This window comes from Candidatus Anstonellales archaeon, assembly GCA_038869735.1.
Classification (GTDB): Archaea; Micrarchaeota; Micrarchaeia; order Anstonellales; family CG1-02-47-40; genus JAWCQO01.
The window spans coordinates 28,138-46,512 of the sequence record JAWCQO010000004.1 but is presented as its reverse complement, the minus strand read 5'-3'; the positions used below and the strand labels follow the sequence as shown (position 1 = coordinate 46,512).

General features: G+C 39.0%; 12 protein-coding genes and 1 tRNA gene. 7 read left to right on the top strand and 6 right to left on the bottom strand.

Annotated features, from left to right (window positions below; genetic code table 11):
* Positions 1-690: 690 nt before the first annotated feature.
* A tRNA-Leu gene (locus QXF67_02480) sits at positions 691-789 on the bottom strand.
* 97 nt (positions 790-886) lie between these two features.
* Between QXF67_02480 and QXF67_02475 the strand changes: the two genes are divergently transcribed.
* Positions 887-1,342 carry a hypothetical protein gene (locus QXF67_02475; protein MEM3060379.1) on the top strand — a complete coding sequence of 152 codons (456 nt, stop codon included), beginning with the start codon at positions 887-889 and terminating at the stop codon, positions 1,340-1,342.
* Here QXF67_02475 and QXF67_02470 read toward each other — a convergent pair.
* The 5 genes from QXF67_02470 to leuS all read right to left on the bottom strand — a co-directional run bounded on the left by QXF67_02470 (position 1,319) and on the right by leuS (position 11,673).
* On the bottom strand, positions 1,319-1,957 hold the full coding sequence (locus tag QXF67_02470) for a hypothetical protein (GenBank protein ID MEM3060378.1): 639 nt from the start codon (positions 1,955-1,957) through the stop codon (positions 1,319-1,321). The two genes, QXF67_02475 and QXF67_02470, sit on opposite strands and share 24 nt — an antisense overlap.
* Positions 1,958-1,990: 33 nt before the next feature.
* Complete coding sequence (locus QXF67_02465) at positions 1,991-3,019, bottom strand: class I SAM-dependent methyltransferase family protein (protein ID MEM3060377.1); 1,029 nt, start codon at positions 3,017-3,019, stop codon at positions 1,991-1,993.
* 20 nt (positions 3,020-3,039) lie between these two features.
* Positions 3,040-4,509, bottom strand: a complete 1,470-nt coding sequence (locus QXF67_02460; GenBank protein ID MEM3060376.1) for a hypothetical protein — start codon at positions 4,507-4,509, stop codon at positions 3,040-3,042.
* 44 nt (positions 4,510-4,553) lie between these two features.
* Positions 4,554-8,792, bottom strand: a complete 4,239-nt coding sequence (locus QXF67_02455; protein MEM3060375.1) for a hypothetical protein — start codon at positions 8,790-8,792, stop codon at positions 4,554-4,556.
* Between the two features lie 100 nt (positions 8,793-8,892).
* The gene (leuS, locus tag QXF67_02450; protein ID MEM3060374.1) at positions 8,893-11,673 is read right to left on the bottom strand and encodes a leucine--tRNA ligase; all 2,781 of its coding nucleotides are present in this window, start codon (positions 11,671-11,673) and stop codon (positions 8,893-8,895) included.
* A 68-nt stretch (positions 11,674-11,741) separates the two neighbouring features.
* Here leuS and QXF67_02445 point away from each other — a divergent pair, with 68 nt between their 5' ends.
* From QXF67_02445 to QXF67_02420, 6 genes are all read left to right on the top strand, one after another.
* Complete coding sequence (locus tag QXF67_02445) at positions 11,742-13,007, top strand: hypothetical protein (protein ID MEM3060373.1); 1,266 nt, start codon at positions 11,742-11,744, stop codon at positions 13,005-13,007.
* 14 nt (positions 13,008-13,021) lie between these two features.
* On the top strand, positions 13,022-13,981 hold the full coding sequence (locus QXF67_02440) for a hypothetical protein (GenBank protein MEM3060372.1): 960 nt from the start codon (positions 13,022-13,024) through the stop codon (positions 13,979-13,981).
* A gap of 3 nt (positions 13,982-13,984) precedes the next feature.
* A complete protein-coding gene (locus QXF67_02435) occupies positions 13,985-15,145 on the top strand; it encodes a hypothetical protein (GenBank protein MEM3060371.1) in 1,161 nt (386 codons plus the stop codon).
* Between the two features lie 85 nt (positions 15,146-15,230).
* Entirely contained in the window at positions 15,231-16,295 is a 1,065-nt protein-coding gene (locus tag QXF67_02430) for a hypothetical protein (GenBank protein ID MEM3060370.1), read from the top strand.
* Positions 16,296-16,298: 3 nt separating this feature from the next.
* Entirely contained in the window at positions 16,299-17,375 is a 1,077-nt protein-coding gene (locus QXF67_02425) for a hypothetical protein (protein MEM3060369.1), read from the top strand.
* Between the two features lie 105 nt (positions 17,376-17,480).
* Positions 17,481-18,374: a hypothetical protein gene (locus QXF67_02420; protein MEM3060368.1), complete on the top strand. Its 894-nt coding sequence runs from the start codon at positions 17,481-17,483 to the stop codon at positions 18,372-18,374.
* The last annotated feature ends 1 nt before the right edge of the window (position 18,375 follow it).

The window sequence follows — 18,375 nt, the reverse complement described above, 5'->3', positions numbered from 1 at the left end:
TATTTAATTTCCTAAAAGTGATGGGAAGGTTTTGCAGAGGATGTTAGTGCAGGGGGAGCAAGGCAAGTCCACATCTCTGAGCAGAACTCTCTCGTAAATGCCCTTTCACGCACTATCGTGTCGCATTTGGCATTAATAAACTCTGTTCCGAAAACGGCGTAGCGACGAGGGCGAGCTCGTTGAGTGCCTGAGATTATAAAGCGAAGGACAGACGGCGTTTCCGCGGAACTTATCAGCTATTTCGTTGAAAATTTGCGTATATCCGGAAAGCCGCAACGATTCCGACAAGGATTCGGACAATCCAAAGGGCTGGATCTGGAGAACCCCAATCAATAAACAGCCGCGCCAGAAACTCGTAAGTTCCTTTCAACGATTGAATTGCCGCGTTATTTGGCGCTAGCTTGCTGGCTTCATTCAACAAAGCGGACGCGATGATAAGGACAAAAACTAGCACCAAGAAGGAGGCACAGATTTCTTTGCAATATCCGAATAAATCGTTTTGCATTAGATATCAACCATTAAGTCAGCTCGGAAGTGTTTGCTTAAAGTTTTCATACGAATCAACCACGCGGTAGTCAAGGTCGCCCAACGCGGCGAAGTGCTTGAGCGCGCAGTCAATTTTGTCCTGTTCATCTTGAGGTATGGATTTGCGCGTTCCCCTGCGATAAAGTGAACTAGGCGAGGGTTAAGTGCAGGGGGAGAGATTTGAACTCTCGAACGGCTAACCGACAGGATATCCCAAGATTCTTTCTGAGTCCTGCGCATTTGACCAGGCTTTGCTACCCCTGCATCAAAAGCTGCAAGTATTAGATGGAAACTTAATTTAAAAAATAAGACATACGCTACTGTTAGATTTAAAAATATCTTATTTGTAGAGGAAGTAGCTATGGCAAAAGTTGAGAATCAAAAAATATTGCTAGCAGTTATAGTCTTATCACTATTTGCAGCAGTGATAGCGTTAATTTTTAGTGCAGGTAACGTTTTTAATGTAGGAAATGCAAGCGGCATCTTTTTAAAGGCTGAATTTGAGCCATCAGTTATAACAGATAATCAAACCGCCACCCTATTTATAAGAATAGAAAATCAAAAAGACGAAATTTCCCAGCCTCTAGTAAAGATAAGGACTGAAGAAAGTATAGATGAAAACTACATCCGCATAGCCGAAAAAGAATGGTGGCTTTATCCAATGAATTTTAAGGGTGAGGTTCAAATTAGAAAGATTAATGTCACAGCTTTCTCTCCGGCATCTGAATCAAAGTTTGATATTTTTGTGGAGGTAATGGACAAGAACTTAACGGTGGCTACTGAAAGGGTTTCTCTAACCGTGCAGAGGAAGGGATAGCCTGAGAGGAAAACGGATATATATTGCCACGAAAAGCCACAGAAGAGTCCAAAGATTTGTAAAGTGAGTTAAAAATACAGAAATTAAAGTCATGTCTAATAGATACGTTCCAGCGGTTGTGATTAGAAAATAAACAAAAAGAGAAAAGGAAGTAAAAATAATCAGAGCTGTATAATTTTTTTTGTATAGTGTGTGCGCGTCAGCTATTTCTTCCCTAAAAATTATTGTTTGGGCGTCTTTTATAACTGATAATAAGAAAAAATAAAGAAGGAACTGTTCATTGATATAATATAAGAAGGCGATACTCCCCAATCCCACAAGAAAAAGAACGAGAATGGCCAAAGCTTTTCGTGTCAGATATTCAGTAGGCAGATTTTCAGTTTTATAAAAAACAACCTCAATAGAAAGAAAAGTAAGCAAAGCAAGAAAGACATCGAGATAGGGTATGAGAAAGAGGGGTTGATAAAAAAAACTAGATATTGGTTGTTGTTCTGGCGCTAGAAGAGAAAAAAGGATGATAAAAATCAAGATAGCATAAGATAAACATTGGAGGGACGACAAAAAGATGTCAGCCCCAAAACGCCGCAGATATGAAGAAATCTCTAATACAAGCATAGACTAGCTTGTGCAAAGGAATTTTATAAAAGTTTAGAGAATCTTAAAGTCTATCACTGCCTGGACTATACCGGGAGCATAGGGTCTAACCACCTTTTTGTTTAAAATACGGATGGTTTTGTTTAACATCTTAGCAGTTTTATTTATGGCCTCGAGGGCTTTTTTGTAGGGGTTTTCTTTAGGTCCGAAAGCATAAAAATGAACAACACATCCTTTTCTTGCACCTAAAAAGGCCACATCCAAGAAATTTTCACCGCCTTTTGGGAGGGGCATAACGATTCTGTCTGCAAAGTTCGAGTAGTTTTTCGGAACAACTTCGCGAACGTCGCCCAGAATAGCAGTTATGTTCCGCATTTTGTTTAGTGCAATGTTTTTTAGGGCATAATTGTGGGCAGCCTGATTAAGTTCTATTGCTACTATGTTGCATGTAGGATTAAATTTTGAGATTATAAGAGGGAATGGGCAACATCCTGAAAAAAAGACCAGTATATTTTCATTGGCTCCTACAAGGGATGCAATTCTTTTTCTTTCTGTTGCAAGTCGAACGGAGAAATACATCTTTGAAATGTCGACAAACATTCTTACGCCGCTTTCTTTGTATGAAGTTTGCGTCCTTCTTCTTCCGCCGATTACTTTTATCTTTCGTACTCTAAAATCGCCTTCCATTCCGCTCATTTTCTTTACGACACATTTAATATTCGGGTGGACAGCCATAACAGCTTTTGAGATGGCTTTTTCATGTTTTTTTAGTGAATCGGGTATTTCAAGAACTGCTACATCTCCGATTATATCAAACGATTTGACAAGAGAAGATAGTTCCTTCTTTGATAAAGTATTTTTGAGTGCTTCATATATATTTCGCGGCTTTTTGTTGATTTTGCGGCCTGCAAATTTCACAATAGGATAATGGAGAGGTATTCTTTTTTTTGATGATAAAAGCGGCAGATATACATAGTTTAAATTCGATTCTATGGCGGTGGAGGTATCAAGAAGAGATATGGATGAGAGAAAAATTCTCATTTTCTCTCCTTCTGAGCGGGGAACTTTTAGAAAGTATGCCATACGTTAAATGCACCTGAGAGTTATCTAAGTGAGGGTGGAGTATAAGGGCCGGTTGAGTGGGAAATTCTACGCTGTAGATTCGTTTGCATGGCAAAGGCACAATGAGGTATGCTTAGCTCAGGCTGATAAACAAGACTTATCAAGTTTTTTGAATAGTCAACCTCACTTTCAAAGCCCCCAGGAAGTTTGTTCGTATAATAATAGTTACACCAGTCAAAGAAAAAGTTTAGTTGGGGATTCTTTTGACTTCCATCAGACCTAAAAAGTCCTACTCCAGTATAGGCGGAGAGATATGGCGGGAGTCTGTCAGAGAAGGAGAGAAGCGAAATTCCTGAAAGCCCATATGCAGCAAGAGACTGTGCTGATTGAAAAATTAAGTCATATGCCTCTCCAACTTGTTGCGAACTTATCTCACACCTACGGTCATCTGATATTCCTTCTTTTATTGCAAAAATGCTCCAAAAAGTTGGCTTTCTATAGCGAGCTAAATTCTCTCTTACTCCCCACATGTATTGAATAAGTTTTGAGTTCAGATTGCAGTTAAGAGGAACTATATCGTTGGGGTCTATTATTATTTCCATCCCAAGAAAATCAACGTTATCAGATGGGGTGATGGAGTAGTTAAGGTAATTCATATTATCTGGGGAATAGGAAAGTATTACGAGGCATTTTTGGCAATATCTCTTTATAGTCCGGGCATGTCGAATGGACAAAGCAGGAGTTGTGCTCGTCATAATAGTAGGTTGGGTAGAAATGTAGACAGGGCCAGTGCTATTAAGAAGGGAAGCAAAATCCTCTAGTTTGGCGTCGTTGATTGTTCCGTTATCGCTATAGAGGATGAACATGGGGATTATATGGTTTTGTAGATATGACTTTACATAATCCTCGATATCTCTTGAGTCAATCGTACCTACTTGTTCGTGTTGTTCGAAGCCAATTTCGTCGTTGCTTCTAAAGTTAATTGTGTTAGGATTGATCCACATAGCAGGCAAATTCATCATGTTATTACAATATCTGTTTGCCACAGAAAAAGACTCAAAATCTGGTCCTCCCCCAAATGCAAAGAAATTTATGACGTAAATAGGATTAGATGTGCGTTGAGGATTTAATAGACGGATGTAGCTTTCCGGTGTTCCGTTGCATCCAATAAATAAGCACCGCTGTCCTTCAAGAGAAGCTTCAGTTATTGCGCTGGGGCTGGAATTAGTACTTACCGTACAAACGTAGCATTTGCAAGGGTTTTGTGGGTCGCTTGGCTCCTGACAAAGTCTTTGTTGATCTGATGGCTGTAGTATCTCATTTAGATTAAAAACGGGCGGGGGTTGACTCTGCTGGCTGATGCATCCTATAAGACTGAAAAACAAAAACAAAAACAAAAACAAAATCCTTCTAAATTGCACCACATCACCGATTATTTCTGATAGCAGGATAATAGTCATAAACGCATTTTTATTATTTTTTAGTAATTTCCCTTCTCCCCCAACCCCCATTCTGTGGAAAAGTTAAGATATATGCATGTCATGTAATTTGGTTATCAAGGTCCTGCGTGTGTTCTTCTTGCTCGTATTCTTCTTGCTACATTACGTATCCAATATCCTAAGTTTTCAGCTCCCATAGATAAGAGCAAGGGAGGGAATAATAGTGAAGTATAGAGATTAATATTTTCGTAATACGCTGTTCTTGCATCAATACTTCTCAGAACCGCACTATCGAGAGCTTGATTATAGGTTTTTGGAGCAAGCCATTTTGCAAGGAAAAACGGAGAAAATATCCTAAACTCATAATTACTGTATTCGTGTTTGCGGGTTGATTCAAGTTCCTCAGCTGACATTTTATCCCGTCTCCATATGTTTCTGAGTGCATCTTCTTTGATATCTGGATAGAGGTCTACAAGGTAATTATAATCACGAATTATTCTATTTGCAAGTCTCGCATTTAGATGATGCTGTGTCGTAAATTTTGATGGGTCGTCATCTACATACATCATCCCGACAGGGTAAGCTTTGTATATATTAGTAGTATAAATATTGATATAGAGTTCGGGTGTCCTCAGGGCTGATTCAGGACCGGTGGCAAGCAGATAACCGGTGAGCTGTAAGGTGACATTCTCCCCCCTTTGGAAGAACCAATGCCACCACCTTGATTGTTGACGTACATTTCTAAATAAGTCAATGGTTGTGTCTCCAACAATATTATTGAATATCTCGTTGATGTTATGCATCTCTTGAGTACCGTACAGGTTTTGAAAGTTATCCCAATAAGATTCATGTATGTTAAGACGTTGCTGGAGTGTTCTTCCGGGCACAAGCCAACGAAGAGCTTGAGTTCTTTTGTATTCGTCGAAATAAGACCAACCGACAGGTGTCAAGCCTCTTGTCGGATGTATTTCTGGGAGACGTATGTTCGATAGACGATCAAGATTTTTCCAAGGTGAAAAAAAATCCATAAGTGCCCGCCCTCGCATGGGGCGAACAGGTTCATGGGTTCCTTCATAAACAGAAGGATAGCCGGATTGCAGTGCCATTGGGGCTCGGGAGAAGTACGTTATAAGTCGGCCTAGTCTTTCAGGCAACCATAGGAGGGAACGCAAGTAGTCTTCACCTATAACGTATCCGCGTGTTAGAAAATAACTTGCAGGTTCAAAAAAGGATTGACCTGTATGATATCCGGTGTGGATTGCTTGTCTTATACCATAGGAAGAACTTCCTCCTCGCGGGTCTCTCATAAAGTTTGCTACCTCGTTTTTTAGAAATACTAAGTCGTATAGTAGTGAGGCCTCATAGGCATCTTTAAATGTCCTGCTAATATCTCGGTTATTTAAGATTTCCAGTATCATGTCTTGACGTTTTCTTTCTAGCTTTCGGCGCATAGTTTTGTCACTTTCGCTAGCTATCTGTTCTTCGATCTGCCGGAGCGTTGGCACTTGAGAAAAATACGTTCCGAGGTTGTAATTTCGCTCTATATCCTTATACGCTTTCCTTTCGAGGGCTTGGAGAGCAAAGACTGTTTCAAACTCTTCTTTTGCTGCGAAGATAACTTTTGCACCGGCTAGAAACGGCTGCTGAATTTGATAGAACAGTCTTCTTATGGGTCCTCCAGCATGTGTTGCTAACAAATCATTGTTATCCCTGCTGTAAACGGAGACTATTTTATCTGCATCTGAAGCTCCCATTACAGATATACGTTGGCCTTGGCTGTTTGTCCTGGTCAGGCCTTCATCCAATAGGGGAGAGGACGAACCAAAAATTGTTGTTACAAAGGTGTGATACATGCCCTCTATAAAAAGTGGTTTGAAGGTGCCGTCTCCAGTTACTATCCATCCTCGAACAATTCCGCTCCCAATTCTTTCGGACTCAGGCGTGCTATTTTGTGTTAGGTTGCTTGGTGGAGTATAAATAAGCCTTGTAGCTGTTCTCCAATCAACCCCATGCTTCATCAACTCTTGATACAGCTCTTGTTCTGAAAGGTTTGCTCCGGAACTAGTCTTTGCTAGTAACGGTAAAATGTGGTCTTGATAAAACCTCAAAATTGTAGCATTCTCCATGAGAACTTGGGAAAAGTCGCGATAAACTTCTGCAGGACGCATTCTGTTGATTTTTATTTCAATTCGGTTTAAAAGAAAATGAAGGAATTCATCATGTGGGTTTCGAGTTTGTCGTCTTTGTGGAGCGTTAGGAGAAAGAGTGTACCGAATTGCGACTATTTGTGCAACAGAGTTAGCTTCTCTTTCAAGTTCCTGACTCTCTCTTCTATGTAATTCAGTGTAGATGTCTGCAAATGTAGTTCTAGTGTCTATACCAGAGCGTAAACGTTGAATGGCCTGAAGACTAAGGAAGTAATGGAATGCAGCAGTTGCTCGTTCTGTGGTCGGATTTTGAGGGTCATAAAATCTTGTTGTTAGGAAGAATACTTGCTCTTGTGGGTGGGAAGTTTGAAATTTACGTATAAGAGCATGCACATCACTCAAGTAGTGTATGCCCGCATCTAGACTATTATCTCTATTTCCTATATACGAATAATACCTTCTATCTATATCGCGTACAACAGCCTTGATTGAGTCAATAGTTTGCTGATCAACTAGATTATATCTAGCCATAATTAATAATGCTCTCCTATACGCTTCATCGTAGTCGCCATTTCGTAGGGGACTCGCTAACCGTGCACCCACTATATTTAGAAGGCGGTTTCTAGTCTCTTCATCAATCGAACTCCCAAAATAAGCTTCGTTTATTTTTCTGATTGCGTAGGAGATAACCTCTTCTCTGACTGTCTCTGGTGTTATATGTCTGCAAATGTTTTTGATTTGAGAAAGCGCATCATGAAAATTACCCACTCGTTTGTTATCCAAAGAACCTGAAAAAATGTTTAGAATGCTTTTAGCTGATTTGACAGCCATCTTAGTCTGTCCTACAACTTCAAGAGGAAGGATAGCAAAATTTAGGGGAGTCCTTATAGGCAATAATGCAACTTTAGCGGCGCTGCGAATAACTGATGCTAATGGAGGGCCAACAATCGGAACTCTTCCTACGGTGGCTAGAACAGTTTTATCTACTGTTCGAGGCAAGGTGCGGTCTAACCGGTAACTATTATAAGAAAGGGATAGGAGTAACTTGGCGATGGAACCGCTATATCCATACGTTTCTTTCAGCTTTTCGTGTTTCTCATAAGTTACTATCGCAGCACTACTACGATCTTGAATAAATTTGTGAAAGCGCATTAATGTTTGTTGGGTTTCCTTATCTAATCCGGATCTTGAGAGTATACTCGAAAGATATGTATCTGTTTCGTTCTTTTTTAGAGATTGTATGCTTCTAACTGCACCTCTTTGATATGCATTTCTTAGAATCGTCTCTGCTGCTCGAGGTCCAGAAGAAAAGAGCGCTGCGATGGCGGCACAACGAATATGGGGGGGGATACGTCTGGCAGATCGTATTTCACTATAAGCTTGTAGAAGGTCGCTATGAAGAGTATTATCAGAAGGAAGAATCCGGACAATCGCATCGGCTGCGTTGATGATATCCAGTTGAGCTCTGCGAAGGAGACTCATATTCATCAACATATTGCTAATTAGGTGTGAGCGGATAATGATTGGAGTGATGCGGTGTTTTTTTGGTCTTGGAAGCCGCGGAGTGGTTATATCAAAAATATTTAAGGGGTTCTTTCCTGAATAGTAGAGAGAAGCAAGGAGGAGCCCTAGAATTAGGAAGATGGGTAGGCATATGTAGGTCTGCCTATTCCTAAGGTAGTTTTCAGTAGCAAGACCAAATGCAGAGAGGCCGTTGTTTGATTCATCACAAACTATTCCAGTAGTAGTAGACGGCTCATAGGCTGTTGTTCCCGAATAAGACACGTTTATAACAGAACACGTTTTTGAACCGGAAATCTCGCTTACAGTGCAATTCGCTATTCCGCGCTCATCTGTAAGAAGACCGCTACATCCGAAAACTGGTTGATACTCACTGGTTTCTCGGTTATATAGAAAGAAATCAAGACTTTGTCCAGCAAGTGGTTCTGTGCGTTGAACTAAAAACGGGATCTGTTCGTTCTGTCTTTGTTCTTGTCTATTTTCACTTAAAAACGACCTAACCTGTCTCTCCAATTCTTCAGGATAAACCCGAAATGATGAGCCCATATCCACTTTCGTAAGTTGAGCATGAACAGTAAGTCCATCAACATAAACCTGGAGTCTTGTTATGTTTTTTTCTGATAGTGGTAATGAAGATAAAAAAAGTAATAGAGTAAGTGTTGAAATGAGTATACTTCTGTATCTCATGTTTATCTATTATTTTTTTATTTTTCTTTGTTTAAAAGGTTTTGTTAAAGGCTTCTGGAAATGGACAAAGTCCAATTATAAAGCCCAATTATAGGAGCATTTACAATTCAATGTAAATTGATGGTCTGTTAGGAAGTGCCGATGAGGCCTTTTGTTGATGTTTAGAAGGCGCATCTTTATCGAGTAAGATTTCGATCGTACACGAAAATTCAGTTGAGAGAAAATCAAGACATGATTTAAAATATGAAAGCTCCTCTTCTGCGGATAGCATTTTATCTGTTAGAGAATTTAGATTTGAACAAAACTTTTTTGCAAGATAAGAAACGTCCTGAAGCCTTCCTTTTAATTCCTCAATTTCTGTTGCCTCGCGCATAGTTAGGTCTAAGCGCTTATTTGTATACGCTATTTTCTGAAGTTTTCTTTTCCAATTAGATGCTACATAGACAAAGATTTTTTTAGGGGGGGCGGTCTCCCCCCTTCCTATTATTTTGATAATTTGTTTTATATCGGCGATGAGATTTATTAGAAGCTCCTCTCCAAGCTCTAATGAATCACTAATTTTTGAATCGTCCGGATGTGGAAATGGCATAGTAACTACGCTTTTTTCCCTTCCAAGAAAACGAAAGGATAGTTCCTCTGCGATGTGCGGCATTATTGGAGAGATCAAAAGTGTCCAGTATTCAAAAAATTCTTTAAGAGATGGCTTTTTTGTTCTTTTTAGGTACCAGGTGACATCGTTGAGGGAATCGTAGAGCAATTCATGTGCAAGCTCTCGCAAGGCAAAATTCTCATAAAGATATGGCGCCTTTTTTATTCTTCTATGAAGGCGAGATAAAAGCCACTTGTGGGGTAGGTCGTGCTCTGTTTGTTCATCAGGGAGATTTTGGTTATTTTTTGAGAGGTATTTTTCCGCAAGTTCAACTGCATATCTTAATCTGCTTGAAACGCCATTTGCAAGTGAGTCAGAAAAGTCAGTATCCGAAGCGATGTCTGCGCCAGCTATCACTGAAAAGCGAATTACGTCAGGGCCCCATTTCTTTATGGCCTCTTGAAGAGGGAGAATATTTCCCATGCTTTTGCTCATTTTTTTACCATTCATTGTTACAAAACCATTTGCAACTATTTGTTGTGGTAGAAGTGCATCATCAAAAATAGCAACGTGATTAAAGATGAAAAATGTAAGATGATTGTGGACTAGGTCAACGGCTGAGTGGCGAGAATCAAGTGGATACCAATAAAGAAATTCTCTTCTCATTTCCTCTGCCTTCGAATCAGGCTTAAAATTGCCGGTTACTTTTCCAAGGAAAATATAATCAAAAAGGGAGTCGTTTATCTTGTCAAGAGGGTATGAGGGGAGGAGATGTGAGATGGTATAAAATGCCATGTATATGGTAGAATCAGATAAGGCTTCAATTATTTGAGATTCGTCAAATGGAAAATTTGTCCCAAGACCTCGTGATCTAGTACAGGCTTTTTCCTTTAGCCAGTTTATAGTATACGTATAATCAGGAACTGTGCTTTGTGGGATTATTTTCATTTTCATTAGATGTCTCAATGTTCTTTCTTTCCATTCTTTATTTCCATAATCTATGAACCACTGGTCTTTCACTATTTTTACTGTTGATTTTGTGCCACATCTACAAAAAATTGGGGAATTTGAAATCACATGTATCAAAAAAGCTGCTCCTTTTGAAAGCAAAACAAGGGAGATTTTTTCTTTTGCCTCTATTGCCCTCATACCATTATAATCACCAATAATCATCTTTCCAAGATGTGCCTCCTTCTTGTATAGTATGTCAGTTGCTTCTTTCAACTGGGCGCTCAGCTGATTTTCTATTTTGAGTTTTTCTACTATATCTTTTGCAGGTATGGAGCTAAAACCTTCTACTTCCAAGACAGGTATAGGGGTTAGGTTAGAGTTGAGGTCGCGTAAGGCAACATAGTCATAAGGAGCGTGGGCTGGCACACTCATAACAAGACCCGTGCCAACTTCTTCATCTACAAAAGCAGCAGGTAGAACCTCAACGTCTTTACCATTTAGGGGATTTGTACATTTTTTACCTACTAGTTTAGAACCGGGTAACTCTTCTTTTTTTTCAATATCCAACTGATTGGAAAGGCTCTCGTACGCTTTTTTTGATAGAAAAAGATGCTCTTCACCCATCTTGCACAAAACATAAGTGGCTGTTGGCTTGACCCAAAGATTCGTAACACCATAAATTGTTTCAGGTCGATATGTTGCAGTGGGGAAATAACCTTCTGAGCTTTTAAACTTGATTACAAGAACTTCTTCTAGATGAGGGTCAATGTCCCCATGGGTATCATGAGCAGAAAGCGGATTTTCGCATTTTGGGCACCATGGAACAGGGTGGATGCCTTTTTTTATGTATCCTAATTCACTTAACTTGCGAAACTGCCATTGAATAAATCTGTTAAAATGGGGCTCATCCGTATAAAATTTCCGCCTCCAGTCAATCGAAAAACCCATCATTCTCATTCCAATTTCTATTTCCTTTGAGAAGTACATAACTAACTTTTTTGGGTCATTGAGAAGGAGTGCTTTTTCTTTTGGTATGTGATAAACTTCTTCAAAAATACTTAGTATTTCGGGGTCTCCTTCGGCTAATCGACTAGCCATCGAAATTATTGGCGTGCCAGTCACATGGAAGCCCATTGGAAAAAGAACATTTTTTCCCTTCATTCGCATGTATCTTGCATATATATCTGCTGTGGTGTATGTTCTTGCGTGTCCTATGTGTTGAGGAGAGTTTGGATAGGGAAAAGCTGCAGTAAGGAAAAATTTTTTTCCATCATAAGCCGTTGGTTGATAAACTCCTTTTTTCTCCCAGATGGATTGCCAATGGGCATAATTAATATCCATAAGTAAATTGTAGCGACATTAGTTTTTAAATAATAGAACTTCGTTACTAAGCTAGAAGGGGTAAAAACATGAGGATTAGAAGCTTAGCGTCTTTATTTTTTGTGTTTTCTTTGTTGTTGATCCAAAGCGTAGATGCGCAACAAACCGTTGACGAAAATGTTGAAGATTTTATTGGGAGATTCCAAGGATTTGCTGCTCCGATTGGTGCCGCACTTTTAATTGGGGTAGGCGCCACTGCAATAGCATATATGTTGTCTGAATTTTTAGCAGTTCCAAATATTAAGTCATGGGCAAAGATGGAGCTTTATGAAGTTTTTATAACTGGAGTTATAGTAATAATCACTTTTTTTACCCTGGGCCTATTCTCAATGATAAGCCAGATTATTGGTGGTAGCGCGGACATTTATATGCGGCCTTCAATCTTTCTTGATTCTATGTTCTGGATGCTAGTTAGTAAGTACATATCACTGAATTTAAACGAGATAGTGCTGGGCATGGTATCCACATTACACTCAACCTTTTTTTTTCCTCCTCATTCGATAATGAGATTTTCTATTTCGTTTGGACCTGGTGTGGGAGTCGTACCGGTTGCAGAAGGTAATATTTTGATCACGGACCTTGTTGGAGGTGCAATTGGTCTTATTTCTCTTCAAAAAGTGCTATTATTGTTTTTTAAGGATAGTATGTTAAGCGTCTTCCTTCCCCTTGGGCTTTTTTTAAGAGCTTTTTTTATAACAAGGAGGATAGGTTCTAGTATTATAGCTTTTGCCTTTACAGCTTATTTTGTTTTCCCACTCTCCGTGATAGTAGTCGAAGAACTATATATTAACACCCAAATGCCTCAGATAAGAGAGTACGAATTCCCCCTTACCATTGAACCAAACCCGCAAGCAGGGAATTTTATGAATACGGTTGTTGAGGAAGGGAGAGAAGCAAGCAGACGCATTTATCAAAATCACGAGGATGAGAGAAGTAATGAAAGTGGCGGATGGTGCAGTGGGCAGCCTCAAAATTGGGGATTTTTTAGGAGAATAATTTGTGGAGCTTGGCGACTGTTAAGCGCGGTTGTTGAAGTAACAGAACAGCTCATCGATATATCAATGAATTATATAAGATTTACTTTAAGATACGTCTCTTCCCTTGCGTCCCTGTGGAGGAGTTCTGTTATTTTTTACTATGCAACGGTAGAAACGATGAATGAGATTGGGTGGAGCCTATCTTTTGTATTTGTTGGGGTAGTTATAGAGATAATTTTAACTGTAACAGCTTACAGAAGTATTGCGGCTTCAATTGGGGGAGAAGTTGAGATATTTGGGCTTTCAAAGCTAGTATAGGTGGTGATTGACTAATGGCTTTGGAGATTGGAGGAAGCCAGTTTGAGATGATTGCAATAAGTATATTAGTTATGGTCACTTCGATTTCGCTTATTTATATGTTAGCTCAGATATTTAGAAAATCTGAGTTGGAAGCTTTTGCTACTCTCGAGACATACCAGGTTTTCTTTTCAGTGGTTTTGCTTCTTATGACGTATTTTCTTGCTAATATGGCAATCGGAGTAAGTATGAGTATATTTGGGGTGGATTACTTTGAAATCGCCTTGAAATATCTTGACATAATGATCTCTCAGCTTACGATTCCGACACTTGTTCAAATGGAGGGGTTAGTGATTCTTTTTGAATGGATGGGTGGGGCAGCGCTCCACTTTGGAGCTGGGGGTGGCTGGAGCATAAGGTTCCAACCGTTGAGTTTTTTATCGCTTTTAGCATCTATCTTTGAATGGGTTGTGTTCGTCATCTCACCCTTTGCTTCTTCACTGGTAGCACAAAGTATTGGTCTCCAGTTAATAAAGGCAACGACCCTAACTTTGGTCTTGCCTGCAGGTATAATTCTTAGGATTTTCCCTCCCACTAGGGATGCCGGGGTACTCCTCATTGCCGCTTCTTTTGGGTTTTATTTCGTATTTCCTCTTACATATGTCATGCATTACAACATAATGAGGTACATCGATGCAAGAGATGGTGTGATTGATTTTCTTCCTCCACCAGCAGGTCAAGACCCCAGACAAGAGACAATTGCTCCGTATGATTGGATTAGTGATTATAGACAAAGCATTCAAGAAAACCAAGACGGGGAATACCATCAAAGAATAACCGAGAGGGTTTTATGGAATTATGAGTTAGTAATGAAACTATTTGTAAAGTTATCAGTAATATTGATGCAGGGGATATTTCTTCCCGGTCTATCAATGCTGATTACGATGACATTTATAAAGAGCATGAATAAATTTCTAAGCCAAAAAATGGGGTAGTAAATGCTCATTGCCGAAATTCTGATTGGAAGATATTGGTTTTTGCTTGGTATTGCGATTGTCTCAACCATATCACTTGTTGCTATTGCTTATGCGATAAGCAAAATGCTTTCTATTGAGTCGTTGGAAGCTTATGCGAGAAGTGAAATAGCTCATATGTTTTTATCGGTCATAATTTTGATACTAATTACATTTGCAGCTGAAGCGTTTAATAGTGGAGCAGATAGATACGCCAGGCTTATATTGGCAGCTGATCCCTTATCTTCGGTTGTTTGTACGAACACCGAGCCGTGTCAAGTCTCGTTAGCTAAAAATTATTTGGGGATAATTTTCAATTCCTCAAAGCAGATGGCAGGGCAGATTATTTGGATAAATTCAACGTTTATGTTTCTCTCAGATATAGGAGTAGGTTTAAGGCTGACAATTATACCTATGTCAGATCTCTCAATTAAGCCATTTGCCGCATTGTCAATGGTTTCGGATGCTCTTCTAATAGCAATAGATATTTTATATAAAATGATGATTGCTTTACGATTTCAGGAGTATTTACTGGATATTATATGGCAGACTATTTTCCCTATTTTTCTTATATTTGGATTTTTCCTTCGTAACTTTTTTCTAACAAGAAGACTTGGGGGGCTCATGATTGCTATTGCCGTTGGTTTTTATTTTGTTTATCCATTTATGTATGCGCTATCAGGATATATACTCATTGGATATAGTGGAAGAACGCTTAATCCCTTAAACATCGACCGATTAGGATTAATCAATCCTTTTGAGATAGGAGGGGGTGGTAATATTACGCGCGAAAGTATGCCTACTCCCGAATCACTTTTTGAGATAGAACCTACTCGAATAAATTTGGTTGGAGAACAGTCTCAACCAACAATGGAAGGATATCTTCGAATTCTTAGGTCATTGATTCAACACATTTTGGAAATTTTTAGGTCTCTTGTAGACGTCCCTCACGCTTTTTTAAGGACATATAGAGGTAGTGCATGGATAATTGGTGAAGGGGGCGTCTTTGAATCAGTAGCTAGGATGATGATTTTTTCCCTATTCATGCCTTTTGTCGCAATTATGTCTACAATAGCCAGTATAAAAATATTGTCGCCTCTTCTTGGAGGAGACGTAGAGATTGCCGGTCTTACAAGGTTGATATGAGATGAAGATAAGGGCTATTATCACAGTTTTATTTCTCATATATCTTATAGGCTTAGGATCTTCTACCGGCATTTGGGAGGACCAGATGAACCAGACAAGGCGGTATTTGAGAGAAGTAGGGATAAGCAGAGAAAGTTGTATTGCGTTTACGAATGTTGAATGGCCTGTCATCACATTAATCTCCCTTGCTATTTCTCTCTCTATCTGCGCCCTTGTTTACATGGGGGGGCATCTTCTGGATAACCAAACCAGTATTTTATGGGCAAAAAATACTCTTGAACAAATTATCTTTTCTGGTGTAATTATCGTCTTTTTGATTATAACAAACGTAGGGGTAGATATACTCACTAAGAGCTTCGGAGTCGGGGATGAGACAAATAACATTGATAGGGCACTTGAGTTGTCAAATGCAATTTTGATAACGTTGAGTGCTGATTTGATGGTGGCCACTATAGTAAATTTTCTAGTAACAGTGTTATCTAGTACTCAAATAGTAATTGGAAGCGCTATTGGATTGCTGGGTGGCTTTTCATTTAGTATGTCTTATGTTCTAAAACCGATTGTTGATATGCTCAACATGGTTGTGGGAATGATGACAACGACGTGGGGGATATGGTTTGTGAATCTATTTGTTCTTTGCTTTTCAAAGAAGTATCTTATGTCATTTTTACTTCCTATTGGTATATTTTTTCGGACTTTTTCTTTTACAAGGGCATTGGGTGGAGCTCTTATTGCTATCGCACTGGGATTTTATGTAGTCTATCCAGCTATGATAAACGTCTCTGCAAGCGCAGTTGAAAGGTATTATGAAAGAAGCAGTATAGATACGCCTGATGGCAGAGTAAGTTATTTTAGAACCCATTTAGGGGGTGATTTTTTCGAACGTCTTATTTTAACACTTTCTTCTGGAGCTATTATAGCTTTGATTGGAAGCATTATTTTTGGGAACGTTGGATTTGTAGGGGTGGGGATATTTTTTGTTCTTCTAAATGCTTTGATTGAAATTATCAAGAATGCGGCCTACTTTATTTTTATAGTTGGAGTTATGATTCCGGTGCTGATTATATACGTAACATTTACTGCTATAAGGGAGTTTGCGCGACACTTTGGAACAGACGTTAATATAGGAGATATATTGAGGGTGTTATAAGCGATGGCGGATTTTGTATTTAATGTATGCATGACAGGCGGGCAGATAGCTTCAACTTATTCTTTTTTCTGGCAGGATTGGAGAGTCAACGTTGCACTTGCAGTCTTAATATCTAGCGGGATTCTCTCGCTAATATTTATGGCATCAAAATTCTTTAGAAATCAGCAACTTGAGGTTTGGAGTAGGGCAGAGCTCGTTCAACTTTTAGTGACAGCTGCAATTGCTGTTGTTGCTGTTGGAACAGTCGGTCTGATGTGCGAATTAAAGCCGTCTAAGATGGGGTTAATCTTTGGAGAAAGATACAATGACGCTCGATTTCAAAATATGAATTTCTATGACCTCACATATGATTACTTGGGATACATAAGAAAAAAGAATCTGCAAGCCTTAGTATATGTTGGTGCTGTGTATTGGGTTTTTCAAACTATGGCGGGGGTTCATCATAATGCCATCCCTTTGGGGATGGGCTTTTCTCTAAGACCGGCGGCTGGTCTAAACATATTAATTCAAATATTCTCGATTGTAGCTCAAGGAATAGCTACCTCTCTATTATTTGTCATTATGCAAATAAAGATTTTGGAGTATCTCTCTATAGCTACGCTTACGTATCTGTTTCCAATCGGGGTCTTGCTCCGCGCATTTGAGCCAACTAGACTTTTTGGGGGCTCACTTATTGCTTTTTCATTTGGAGTCTTTCTTATTTATCCTGCAATGTTGGTGATAAATGACTTTATAATCCGCGGAAGTCAGACAGGGATATTTGAAAGATTAGATGAGCCTCAAACCAGTCAGGAATACAGGGGGATATGGGAAGAAGTAGAGGGAGGGAGAATTGCGCAAGGGAATTATGGGGAAGCAGAAAACTTGAGTAGAGATGGTTATCAAGGCATAAATATAAACCGCTATAGCGGAAGTATATCAATAAAGCTATTTTATATAGTGTCCCTTGCTTTTTATATATTTATTGCAAGTGTATTTCTTCCAGCAATAAATTTTGCTGTTTTTATTCCTTTTATCCGGGACTTTACGATGCTTCTTGGAGAGGAAATGGATTTATCAACTATATTGAGGATGATATAAGTGCTAAATCCAATAGAGATATTTCACCGGGTTTTCTTCCAGGATTGGTATGTTATCAATATTCTTGCTTTGCTAGTGACATTTTTTATAACTACAGTTATCTATATGATTTCAATAGGATTAAACCTACAAAACGTTAAGAAATGGGCAAAGAGTGAGTATTCTCAGGTATTGGTAGGGTTTCTTATTGTTTTTTGCATAATAGGGGTAATATCATTTTTGTGGAATATTTCATACGAAATATCTGGTATTGTGATTTATTCTGTAACCGGAGGAAACGTTAATCCCGGACCCGTTACTGGGCCATTTGATTTAGCAAAAGGATATATTAGAAACGTTATTGAATGTGAAACTTTAGCATATTCGAGTATTTATTCTATAATGTTGTTTGTGAAACCATTTGAAACATTTTCTGTGGATTCTTCTGGAGCAGAAGGATGGAATCTATCCTCAACAGTCATTTCGTCTGTTGTAAGCCTCGGTGATTACGTTACAAAGAAGCTTTTGTGGATTATTATGTTTCAATATATTATATACAATCTACTTGTATTCTTTGAGGTCTCAATGCTAAACTTGTTTCTTCCAGCAGGCCTTATACTTAGAGTCTTTCCAATCTCGCGTGGATTGGGAGGTTTTCTTATTGCCCTCGCTATAGGGTGCTTCTTTGTTTTCCCTATGTCTTATGTTATTCTCGTAGCGATTCAAGGTAGCGCTGATGAGTTCTGTACCAGTATTGGTAACGTTGAAATATATGATAGAAGAATTTGCCCCGATGATATCGCTGGTTACAATTTAATAGCAAGGGACGTTGGACAGAATCTTCCAAGCTGGACCAGTCTTATCTTTCATATAGGCGAAAACGTTTCTATTTTGTATCTTCAATCAACATTTTTTCCAGTAGTGGCATTGATAATTACGTTTACCTTTATTAGAAGCACGTCTGCCTTATTTTCAGCAGATCTTGCTGAGCTTGGAAGAGGGCTTATAAAATTAATATGAT

What these genes read in the sequence shown, in the direction of transcription:
- QXF67_02475 (MEM3060379.1), top strand. Translation starts at nt 887, where the DNA reads ATGGCAAAAGTTGAGAATCAAAAAATATTGCTAGCAGTTATAGTCTTA.
- QXF67_02470 (MEM3060378.1), bottom strand. Translation starts at nt 1,957, where the DNA reads ATGCTTGTATTAGAGATTTCTTCATATCTGCGGCGTTTTGGGGCTGAC.
- QXF67_02465 (MEM3060377.1), bottom strand. Translation starts at nt 3,019, where the DNA reads ATGGCATACTTTCTAAAAGTTCCCCGCTCAGAAGGAGAGAAAATGAGA.
- QXF67_02460 (MEM3060376.1), bottom strand. Translation starts at nt 4,509, where the DNA reads ATGGGGGTTGGGGGAGAAGGGAAATTACTAAAAAATAATAAAAATGCG.
- QXF67_02455 (MEM3060375.1), bottom strand. Translation starts at nt 8,792, where the DNA reads ATGAGATACAGAAGTATACTCATTTCAACACTTACTCTATTACTTTTT.
- leuS (MEM3060374.1), bottom strand. Translation starts at nt 11,673, where the DNA reads ATGGATATTAATTATGCCCATTGGCAATCCATCTGGGAGAAAAAAGGA.
- QXF67_02445 (MEM3060373.1), top strand. Translation starts at nt 11,742, where the DNA reads ATGAGGATTAGAAGCTTAGCGTCTTTATTTTTTGTGTTTTCTTTGTTG.
- QXF67_02440 (MEM3060372.1), top strand. Translation starts at nt 13,022, where the DNA reads ATGGCTTTGGAGATTGGAGGAAGCCAGTTTGAGATGATTGCAATAAGT.
- QXF67_02435 (MEM3060371.1), top strand. Translation starts at nt 13,985, where the DNA reads ATGCTCATTGCCGAAATTCTGATTGGAAGATATTGGTTTTTGCTTGGT.
- QXF67_02430 (MEM3060370.1), top strand. Translation starts at nt 15,231, where the DNA reads ATGAACCAGACAAGGCGGTATTTGAGAGAAGTAGGGATAAGCAGAGAA.
- QXF67_02425 (MEM3060369.1), top strand. Translation starts at nt 16,299, where the DNA reads ATGGCGGATTTTGTATTTAATGTATGCATGACAGGCGGGCAGATAGCT.
- QXF67_02420 (MEM3060368.1), top strand. Translation starts at nt 17,481, where the DNA reads ATGATTTCAATAGGATTAAACCTACAAAACGTTAAGAAATGGGCAAAG.